The organism is Nitratifractor sp., from assembly GCF_015487065.1.
Lineage (GTDB): Bacteria > Campylobacterota > Campylobacteria > Campylobacterales > Sulfurovaceae > Nitratifractor.
In genome coordinates this window covers 1-9923 of sequence record NZ_WFQN01000169.1, presented here as the reverse complement: position 1 = coordinate 9923, position 9923 = coordinate 1, and the positions used below count along the sequence as shown (strand labels likewise).

Here is a 9923-nt window from a genome sequence, read left to right as displayed (position 1 = left end):
GCAATCCCACGCTACAAAAACTCCTCACTCCTCACTCCTCACCAACCAAAACTATTCACTATTCACTATTCACTATTCACTCGAAAGCGGAGCTTTCGCGATGAAAATAGCTGTCGCCATCTCCGGAGCCAGCGGTGTGGAGCTGGGGGAGAAGTTTGTCCGCTGGCTCCCCGACGGGATCGAAGCCCATGTGATTTTCTCAGACAACGCCCGGACCGTCCAGCAGCACGAGAGGGGCAATATCACTCTCCACAGCGACGACAACATCGCCGCCGCCATCGCCAGCGGCTCCTTCGGAGTGGACGCCACCGCCGTGATCCCCTGCTCCATGAACACCCTGGCCAAGATCGCCTGCGGTATATCCGATACCCTCACCACCCGCGCCGCCGCCGTCGCCCTCAAAGAGCGCAAACCCCTCCTCCTGGCTCCCCGTGAGATGCCCTTCTCCTCCATCGCCCTGGAGAACATGCTCAAACTCTCCCGCCTCGGCGTCCACATCGCCCCGCCGGTGCCCGGCTACTACAGCGACCACGACTCCCTGGAGGCCATGGAGCGCTTCTGGATCGGCAAATGGTATGACCTGCTGGGGATCGAGCATCAGTTGTATCGGCGATGGGAGGGGAACGAGTAACTGGCAACTAGTAACTGTCCAGTTCCCACCGGGGACGGTGGGAACCAGGGAAAAAATATCATCTTCCATCTTCCATCATAAATCCTGTATAATCCCCCCATGCAACCTACCCATATCGAGGGCTTCAAGCCCTTCTCATTCCGTTTCTACCAGAGTGTCGAGCGTTTCCATGTGGAGGAGATCCCTCTCAACCCACCCACCGGCCGTGGAGAATACCTCCGGCTGAAAATCCTCAAGCGGGATCTGAGCACCTGGCGGTTGCTGAGTGTCCTGCAAAAGGCCACGGGAGCGCAGGAGCGCCAGATCGGCTATGCGGGGCTCAAGGACAAGGCCGCGACGGCGATCCAGTATTTTACTCTCCCCGCCCGCTACGAAAAAGAGCTCAAAAACCTCAAAACCGAGCGCATCGAGCTACTGGAGGTGAGCAGGGACCGTACACCTCTCAAAATGGGAGCCCTGCGGGGCAACCGATTCCGCATCCTGCTCGACCGCATCACCCCCTCAGAAGCGGAACGGCTGATCGGGCAGGCGAAGAAGTTTGAAAGCTCCGGCATCCCTAACTACTTCGGCTATCAGCGCTTCGGAGAGGATGGCCGCAGCTGGGAACAGGGACGCCAGATCGCCCAAAGCGGCAAACGGCTCAAAGGGAGCCGCGAAAAGCTCCTGGTGGCCGCCTGGCAGAGCTATCTCTTCAACCGCTGGCTCTCGGAACGGGTTCGCGCCTCGCAAATCATCGCGACCCAAAGCGAAGCCGAGGCGGCCAAAAGCCTGCAGTGGCCCGAGGAGCTGATCCGGGCACTGCGTACCCAACCGGGTTTTTTCAAACTTTTTCAGGGGGATCTGCTTCGCAAAGTTCCCGACGGGCAAAAACTCTTCAGCTGCCGTGATCCGCTGCAGGATGCCCATGCCTTCACCCGGAATCGCCTCACGGTCACCGGGCTGCTTCCCGGGACCAAAGTCTGGCGGGCCCGCTCCGACGCAAGACACCTGGAGGCCCCCTGGGACGACGAGGAGCTCACCGCCCTGCCCGGCGACCGGCGGGATGCCTGGATCCGGCCCGAGAATCTGAACGGAAAGATCCTTCCTGATCAGGAAGCACTGGAGCTGGAGTTCGCTCTCCCTCCCGGGGCCTATGCCACGACCCTGCTGGAGGAGCTGGCCCAGCGTTCTCTGGCTCCTAAACCCGAATCTGATTCCAAGAAAACCGAGTCACAAAGCGCTCAGGGAAAAACAGCGCCCACCCGGAAAAACCTATCCAGGAAGAGACGCGAACGATGAAGATGCTGGCCTGGGGACTGCTCCTCCTGCTCCTGCTCTATCTGGGAGCTCTGGCCTGGCTCTATCTCTCCCAGCGCTCCATTCTCTTTCATCCCACCGGCGAGACGCCGGCCAGGCACGGATTTTTCCTCGAGATAGGCGGCAAGAGGATTCGGATCGAAGTGCGAAACGAAGGGCGAACGAAGGGCCTCATCTATTTCCCCGGCAATTCGGAACACTACTGGGAAGATCCCGATACCCTGGCGGCGATGCTGCCGAAACATACCCTCTATTTCCCCCACTACCCAGGCTATGGACGCAGCGAAGGCACCCCCTCCCAGGCAGCTCTTTTTGAGATGGCTTTGAAACTCTACGATACCCTCGCCCCCCATCACCGTCAGGTCGACGTGATCGGCCGGAGTCTGGGCAGCGGGGTCGCAGTCTATCTGGCCGCCCGTCGGACCGTCGGACGGCTGGTGCTCATCACTCCCTACGACAGCATCGCCGCCCTGGGTCAGCGGCGCTACCCCCTCTTTCCCGTCCGCCTCATCATCAAGGACCCCTTCGAGAGCCTTCGTTACGCGCCGGAGGTCAAGGCAGAGACCCTGGTTCTTTTGGCGGAGCACGACCGAGTCATTCCCCGCCGAAACTCCCTACATCTTATCGACAGCCTGCACCGAAGCCGAGTCACGGTACGGATCCTTCCCGGAAGCAACCACACCGACATCATCACCCACCCCGATTTTGCGAGGGTTTTGGAGAAGTTCCTGGAGGCAACCGATGACTATCACCGCACCAAGTAACTACCTCAAACTTTTGACGCGGTGATAAAAGAACCTTATCCGTTATGACTTCGTCATCCTGAACTCGATTCAGGACTCAGGGCATCTATGGGGATTCCCGGTCCTGGATTCCGGATGGTTCAATCTCCCGAAGATTCGATCAGCGGAAAACGAATCCGGAAGCAGGCCCCTTCGACACCGTTGTAAACCTCCAGACGCCCTCCCATATGCTCCTCGACGATCAATTTGCTCATATAGAGACCCAATCCCGTGCCGTTTTTGGAATCTTTGGTGGAGAAATAGGGATCGAAAATCTCACCGATGATCTCGTCAGAGATACCTCCGGCGTTGTCGCAGATCTCCAAAAGGATCTGATCTTCCTCTCTTCGGAGGCTCACTTCGACCCGGCCCCGTTCTATTCCGCGTTCCCGGATCACCTGGGACGCATTGTAGAGGATATTCAGCAACGCCTGGCCCAGCTCTTTGGGGTAGCCCACATAGAAGATCCCCTCTTCGGTTTCCCACTCCAGCTCGATACCCCGCTGCTCATAGAGGGGTTGGACCATAGGAAAGAGTTCTTCGATGACCTGATTGACACTGAAACGGACTTTTGATCTTTCCGGGCGGAAAAAATCACGAAACGCGTCGATCGTTTTGGACATCTGCTCGATCAGGGATCGGCTTTTTTCTTCGAAATGATCCAATATCTCATTGTTACCCGACTCCTTGCGCATCTGGTAAAGACAGAGTTGTGAGGCGATGGAGAGGGTATTGAGGGGTTGGCGCCATTGATGGGCGATCATATTGAGGATCTGCCCCTTCTGAGCCAGCCGGTTCTGCTGCAGCAGCATCAATTGATGCTGACGGTTCTTTTCCAGCTCTTTTTGGAACTTCGCCTCCAGTTCACGGTGAACCTGCTGCAAGGCACGGTGCATGCGGCGGGTGTGATAGAGCCAGGCCAGGAGAATCACCGAAAGCAGCCCCAGGAGAAGGAGCAGGCGAATCAGCCCCGTATGGTCCGGATGGGCCGCGTAGCGTATCTGAACCCATCGGCTCAGAATCTTCTGACGCTCCTGCTGGCTGATACTTCCGATCGCCTTGTTCAGGATGGGGACCAGGGGAGCTTCGTTTTTGTTGACGAGCATCGAGAGCTTCACTTCGTCAGGGAGGGTTCCGGCGATCTTGAGATTGCTCAGGCCCTGTTGCTGAATCGAATAGACAAGACTGGGAATGATATTGACAAAAGCCACCAGCTCTTTGGAAGCCACCTTTCTCAACCCGGCATCCCCGTCTTTCATCGCCACCAGTCGGATGCCGGGATAGAGTTTGGGAAGCAGCGTCTCGGCCGGGGAGTTTTTCAGCACCCCCACCGGTCCCGAATGGGCGATCTGGGAAAAGTTGTGCACCAGGGTCGCATCCACATGGGTGACGAAAGCCCGGGGAGCCCGATAGTAGGGGCGGGTTGCCAGATAGTGCTTGAGCACCTCGGGGGTAGCCTGCTCCCCCATGATGATATCGCAGCGTCCCTCTTTGAGATAGCGGCGGCTGGTCTGATAATCCGGTGTTCGGACCAGACGGAAAGGGATGCCGAGTTTCCGGGAGATCAGGCGGGAAAAGTCCGCCAGTATCCCTTCGTAGCGGCCTTGGCTGTCTACATGCTCCATCGGCATCCAGTGGGGATCGACACACATACGGATCGCCTGCTTTTTGCGGAGAAAGGCCCGTTCACTCTGACTCAGCATCTCCTTCCCGGCCCGAATCTCAGGGCCATGAGGCTCCTCCGTACTCCAGAGCGTCGAGGCCAGGATTGACAACAGTGCAATGATCCGCCACCACGTCCGCATCGGCAAACACCCACTTCCAACGAGAATAGATCTCAAATTCTATCCAAAGCTCCTTGTTTTTGACGGAAAAAATCTTCGTTTTCTTTTTCTTCATCCGGAAACAGAGGAAAAGGGATGGAAAAGTGTCTGGAAAAGTTTCAAAGCCTATGATACGACTATGCTACAATGCCGACAATATTTATCAGAATCATATAACAGTATTTTTTTCATACACTATTCATCAAAAAGGAAGCAGATGTTCGCCCAATTTCACCTAGAGAATCTTGAGACCTTTCCCACGGAACTCGACGCCCTGCTCCGGCAACAGAAAGAGCAGATCAATGCGCTGGCACAGAGCGAGAGCGACGACTACGAAGCGGTCCTCAAGCCTATGGAGGATCTGGACGAGGAGCGCAGCCTTTTCTTCACGCCGCTCTCCCATCTCAACAGCGTCCTCAACTCCGAAGCGACCCAAAAGGCCTACGAAGCCTCCCTGCCTCTGCTGAGCCGTTTCCACAGTGAAATCGCCCAGAACGAAGCCCTCTACGCCAAACTCAAACGCCTCCGTCCCCACACACCCGAGCAGCAGAAGGTCCTGGAGAATGAAATCCGGGATTTCCGCCTCAGCGGGGCGGAGCTGCCTCTGGAGCGGAAAAAAGAGCTCGAAGCCATCGACCTGGAGCTGAGCGAACTCTCCAACCGCTTCAGCCAGAACCTCCTCGACGCCACCCAGGCCTATGAGCTGATCATCGAGGATCCTGATGATGTGGAGGGGATCCCCGAAAGCGACTTGACGGCCGCCCGCTTCGAGGAAGGGGGCAAAACCCGGTGGCGTTTCACCCTCCAGATCCCCAGCTACATGGCCTACATGACCTATGGTCCCAACCGGAAGCTCCGCGAAGAGCTCTACCGGGCCTATACCACCCGGGCTCCCGAAAACGCCGCCGTGATCGACCGGATCCTCGAACTGCGCAAGCGCAAAGCCGAGATGCTGGGCTTTGGCAACTACGCCGAATACGCCCTCCAGAGCCGGGATGCCCGGGACGAGTGGGAGGTGATCGATTTTCTGGAGAAGCTCGTGGATCTCTCCCTGCCCCAGGGGCGCTCGGAGCTGGAGGAGCTGCGCCGCTTCGCCAAGGATCTGGACGGTCTGGAGGATCTGGCCAGCTACGATGTGGCCTACTACAGCGAAAAGCTCAAAAAGCACCTCTACGACTTCGACGAGAGCGAAACCAAACCCTATTTCGAACGCGAAAGGGTCCTGGCGGGGCTCCTGGAGATCGTCAGCGAGCTCTTCGGCCTCCGTTTCGAGGCGGTGGAGGTTCCCGTCTGGCACCCCACGGTACGGCCCTTCGACATCTACCGGGGATCAGAGCTCTCGGGACGGATCTACTTTGACCTGGAAGCCAGAGATTCCAAGCGCGGCGGGGCCTGGATGCACGACTGGGAGACCCGCTTCGTCGACAGCCGGGGAGCCGAGCATCTGCCCAGCGCCTTTGTCGTGGGCAACTTCGCCCCGGCCAGCGACGCTCAGCCCAGCCTGCTACGCCATGACGACGTGGTGACCCTCTTTCACGAAATGGGCCATGCGCTGCATCACCTCATGAGCCGGGTGCCGGAGCGCTCTGTCAGCGGCATCAACGGCGTCGCCTGGGATGTGGTGGAGTTCCCCAGCCAGTTCCTGGAAAACTTCGCCTACGAAGCCCCGATCCTGCGGCGTTTCGCCTTTCACTACCAAAGCGGCGAGCCGATCCCCGAGGATCTCCTGGCGAGGATCAAAGCGGCCAAGAACTTCCAGGCGGCCCTGGGAATGCTCCGGCAACTGGAGTTCGCCCTCTTCGACTTCCGCCTCCATCAGCGCCTCTACCAGGGTGAGGAGGTCCAGAAGCTCCTGGAGGAGATCCGCGAGCGCACCGCCCTGCTCAAGCCCCCGGCCTACAACCGCTTCCAGCACGGCTTCGCCCATATCTTCGCCGGCGGCTACGCCGCAGGGTACTACAGCTACAAATGGGCAGAGGTCCTCAGCGCCGACGCCTTCTTCGCCTGCCTCGATGACGAGGGTAACTTCGACCGGGAGATGGCAAGGGGCTATGAGGAGCATATCCTCAGCCGCGGCGGCAGCGAAGAGATGAGCACCCTCTACCAACAGTGGCTGGGACGCAAACCGAAGCTGGAGTCGCTGACACGGCTCTATGGGATAAGGGCTTAGCGATGCGGGGGCAGCAAGTTCAACATTACAATCGCCGATTGAGCGAAGTCGGCAGTGAGGGCATCTTTGGCGTAGTCATTGGTCATTGGTCATTGGTCATTGGGGGCAGAGCTTCAGCCTTGTATCGTGCGGGACTGAAGTCCCGCTTCCAAAAATTCTCAATTCTCAATCCTCAATTCTCAATCCAAAATCTACCCACTACCCACCATCCACTACGCACTCAAAATTGCTTCCTCATTCAAAAACGGTGTTTCCGATGAAAAAGAAAGACCAACTCTACTTTATCCTCGCTGTCGTCGGTGCTTTTTTTCTGCTGCTGGCCGGGGCCTGGACCAGCCCCACCTTTGCAGAGGAGCAGAGTTATATCGAAGCGATCGTCATGTTCGGCGCCCTGCTCTTCGTCTTTTCCGTTGTGGTGATCGTCGCGGCGCTGGGCTTCCACTCCTTCGCTCTCTTTATGGCCCTCTTTCTGGCCATGGCGGTCTCGCTCTACGGAGTCGAAGCGGGGGTGATGGTGATCGGGATGACCTATGTGGTCTGGGGACTGGTTTTTGCCATCGAGATGCTGCTCTATCACAACGGTGTCGAAAGTGCCGTTCGCTGGTTCCGTGAGCGCTACACCTTCCGAACCTTTAGCCGTGAGTACAAAGCCTTCTACCCGATGATCTGGATCTTCTATTTCCTCTTCGAGTACCTGCCCCACCGCTTTACCGGCGAGAGTATCGCCAGTTTCAATCCCCAAAAACTCTACGAACAGATGCGCGAAGATTTGCGTCCCTGATCTCACGATCCCTTCACAATCTCTGGATATAATCGAGTGCTCTGAAAAACTGAAAAGATTCTTCATCGTCATCCTGAACTCGATGAGGATCCACGGCCCCATGGGTATTTCAAGCCCTGGATTCCGGGTCAAGCCCGGAATGACAGAGGTTTTTCAGAGGACGCAATCAGCAAAAAAACGAAAGGGTTAGCGAGATGTTGGAATACAAAGCCGTCCTCTATCGGGAAGGGATGCTCGGGTCCCTCCTTTTGGGACAATCGAAGGTCGATCCGATCCGTTTCACCCAGTTCCTCAACGCCAATGCCGAAGAAGGCTGGGAGGTGGTAACGATGGAGAAGGATATCCGGCGGATGCTGCTCTTCTGGCGCCGGGAGGGCTATGTCGTCATCATGAAAAGGGAGAAGAGACAATGAAGATCATGCAGATCGCAGGAGTGGCGGTGGCCCTGATCCTGGCTGTTTATGCTGTTTTGCTCATCGGCCAGGTCTGGGATGAGTGGCTGGAGTGGAAGCTCTTTTTCAAAATCAGTATCACCGCTGCGGTCCTGGTGGTGGTCATCGGGATCGTCGCGATGATTCTCAGGGAGCTTCAAAAAGACAAAGAGCTGAAGAAAGAGAAATATCTGGATTGATCAGAGAATATCTCTCAAGACAATGGCGTAGTGCATCACAAAGAGGTTGAGCAGAAAAATCAGCATCGAAGAGCCCCGGGAAAAGAAATGCTGCCACTTCGTCCGCTCTTTGCCGTTGGTCTTGTAAGCGATGATGAAATGTACCACTGTTGCCACCGTCAAAACCGCTACCAAAATCGCTTTCATCCTCAGCGCATGGGAAATTTTGCTCCCATTGGGATGTAGAAACAGATCGAAAAGATGATAATGAAATCCCAGGATAAAACCGGTCGTCAAGAGAATAATCAATGAAGCGACTTCAAACCATCCGAAAATCGGCCCGACATGAGGATAGACCTCCTGTTGCGCCTTTTTGTCCCGAAGCGAAATTCCCAAAACGAACATAAAAACCGACCCACCGATCCAGGAGATCGCCATCAACAGATGCAGATGAAACGCCCATTCAGTCATCGATGAACCTTGACACCGGCTACTTCGCCCCATTTCACACTTAGCACGTCACACATGGCACTACTCTCAACTTTCATCAATTTTCAATACTGCCATAAAAGCCTCCTGTGGCACATTGACCTTGCCGATGGCTTTCATCCGCTTCTTCCCGGCCTTCTGTTTCTCCAGCAGCTTCCGCTTCCGGGTAATGTCGCCGCCGTAGCATTTGGCGGTGACGTTTTTGCCCATGGATTTGACGTTGCTCCGGGCGATGATGGTATTGCCGATACTGGCCTGGATCGCCACCTCGAAGAGCTGTCTCGGAATCAGCTCCTTGAGCTTCTCCACAAAGGCCAGCCCGCGGCTTCGCGCCTTCTCTTTGGGGACGATGATCGAGAGCGCGTCGACGACTTCACCGGCCACGCGAATATCGAGCTTGACCAGATCTCCGGGGCGGAAGCCGATGGGCTCGTAGTCGAAGCTGGCATACCCTTTGGTGACGGTCTTGAGCCGGTCGTAGAAGTCCATGACGATTTCGTTCATGGGGATATCATACTCCATCAGAACCCGGTTTTCGTTGAGGTAGTCCATCTTGACCTGGATCCCCCGCCGGTCGTTGAGGAGCTTGATCAGATTGCCCACGTAATCGTTGGGAGTCAGGATCGTCGCCTTGACATAGGGCTCGTAGATGGTCTCGATTTTGGAGGTGTCCGGCATCTCCGAGGGGTTCTGGATCGTGATCTCCTCCCCATTGGTGAGCTGGACCCGATAGACGACGCTGGGAGCCGTGGCAATGAGTTCCAGGCCGAATTCCCGCTCCAGCCGCTCCTTGACCACCTCCATATGCAGCATCCCCAGGAAACCGACCCGGAATCCCGATCCCAACGCCGCCGAGGATTCAGGCTCAAAGGTAAGGGCCGCGTCGTTGAGCTTGAGCTTGTTCAGTGCGTCGCGCAGATCCTCGAACTTGTCGGTCTCGATGGGGTAGATCCCGGCAAAGACGAAAGGTTTGGCGGGCTCGAAGCCTCCGATGGGCTCGGCGGTGGGGTGTTTGGCGTCGGTGATGGTATCACCCACCTGGAGGGCTTCGACCGTTTTGAGGCCGGTGACGACGATCCCCACCTCCCCCGCAGAGAGTTCCGGTGTTTTGATCGGCTTGATGGGATGGGGATACATCAGATCCAGGACCTGGTGCTCCTCGGCCATTCCCATGATCCGAACCTTCTGCCCCTTCTCGATCTTCCCTTCGAAAACGCGAACCAAAGCCAGGGCTCCCAGGTAGTTGTCGAACCAGCTGTCGTAGATCAGGGCTTTGGCGGGTGCCGCTTCATCGCCGGCAGGGGCGGGGATCTTCTCCACGATCATGTCGATGAGCTCTTT

General features: G+C 56.8%; 10 protein-coding genes. 7 read left to right on the top strand and 3 right to left on the bottom strand.

Annotated features, from left to right (window positions below; genetic code table 11):
- Positions 1-100: 100 nt before the first annotated feature.
- From F8I07_RS09675 to F8I07_RS09665, 3 genes are all read left to right on the top strand, one after another.
- A complete protein-coding gene (locus F8I07_RS09675; RefSeq protein ID WP_292658993.1) occupies positions 101-631 on the top strand; it encodes a UbiX family flavin prenyltransferase in 531 nt (176 codons plus the stop codon).
- A 99-nt stretch (positions 632-730) separates the two neighbouring features.
- Entirely contained in the window at positions 731-1909 is a 1179-nt protein-coding gene (locus F8I07_RS09670; RefSeq protein ID WP_292658990.1) for a tRNA pseudouridine(13) synthase TruD, read from the top strand.
- Positions 1906-2691, top strand: a complete 786-nt coding sequence (locus F8I07_RS09665) for an alpha/beta fold hydrolase (protein WP_292658987.1) — start codon at positions 1906-1908, stop codon at positions 2689-2691. The genes F8I07_RS09670 and F8I07_RS09665 overlap by 4 nt, the downstream gene beginning before the upstream one ends.
- A 119-nt stretch (positions 2692-2810) precedes the next feature.
- Here the strand turns inward: F8I07_RS09665 and F8I07_RS09660 are convergent, their stop codons facing one another.
- Positions 2811-4514 carry a transporter substrate-binding domain-containing protein gene (locus tag F8I07_RS09660; RefSeq protein ID WP_292658995.1) on the bottom strand — a complete coding sequence of 568 codons (1704 nt, stop codon included), beginning with the start codon at positions 4512-4514 and terminating at the stop codon, positions 2811-2813.
- Positions 4515-4749: 235 nt separating this feature from the next.
- On the opposite strand from F8I07_RS09660, the gene F8I07_RS09655 reads away from it, so the two are divergent.
- From F8I07_RS09655 to F8I07_RS09640, 4 genes are all read left to right on the top strand, one after another.
- Positions 4750-6702: a M3 family metallopeptidase gene (locus F8I07_RS09655; RefSeq protein WP_292658984.1), complete on the top strand. Its 1953-nt coding sequence runs from the start codon at positions 4750-4752 to the stop codon at positions 6700-6702.
- Between the two features lie 256 nt (positions 6703-6958).
- The gene (locus F8I07_RS09650; RefSeq protein ID WP_292658982.1) at positions 6959-7483 is read left to right on the top strand and encodes a hypothetical protein; all 525 of its coding nucleotides are present in this window, start codon (positions 6959-6961) and stop codon (positions 7481-7483) included.
- Between the two features lie 194 nt (positions 7484-7677).
- Positions 7678-7896, top strand: a complete 219-nt coding sequence (locus F8I07_RS09645; protein ID WP_292658978.1) for a DUF4177 domain-containing protein — start codon at positions 7678-7680, stop codon at positions 7894-7896.
- Positions 7893-8114 (top strand): hypothetical protein, encoded by a 222-nt coding sequence (locus F8I07_RS09640; RefSeq protein WP_292658976.1) that lies wholly within the window; start codon positions 7893-7895, stop codon positions 8112-8114. The genes F8I07_RS09645 and F8I07_RS09640 overlap by 4 nt, the downstream gene beginning before the upstream one ends.
- Here F8I07_RS09640 and F8I07_RS09635 read toward each other — a convergent pair whose 3' ends face one another.
- The gene (locus F8I07_RS09635) at positions 8115-8564 is read right to left on the bottom strand and encodes a hypothetical protein (protein WP_292658973.1); all 450 of its coding nucleotides are present in this window, start codon (positions 8562-8564) and stop codon (positions 8115-8117) included. It abuts the gene before it with no gap.
- 66 nt (positions 8565-8630) lie between these two features.
- The coding region (lepA, locus tag F8I07_RS09630) for a translation elongation factor 4 (protein ID WP_292658970.1) at positions 8631-9923 on the bottom strand (1293 nt) is incomplete at its 5' end.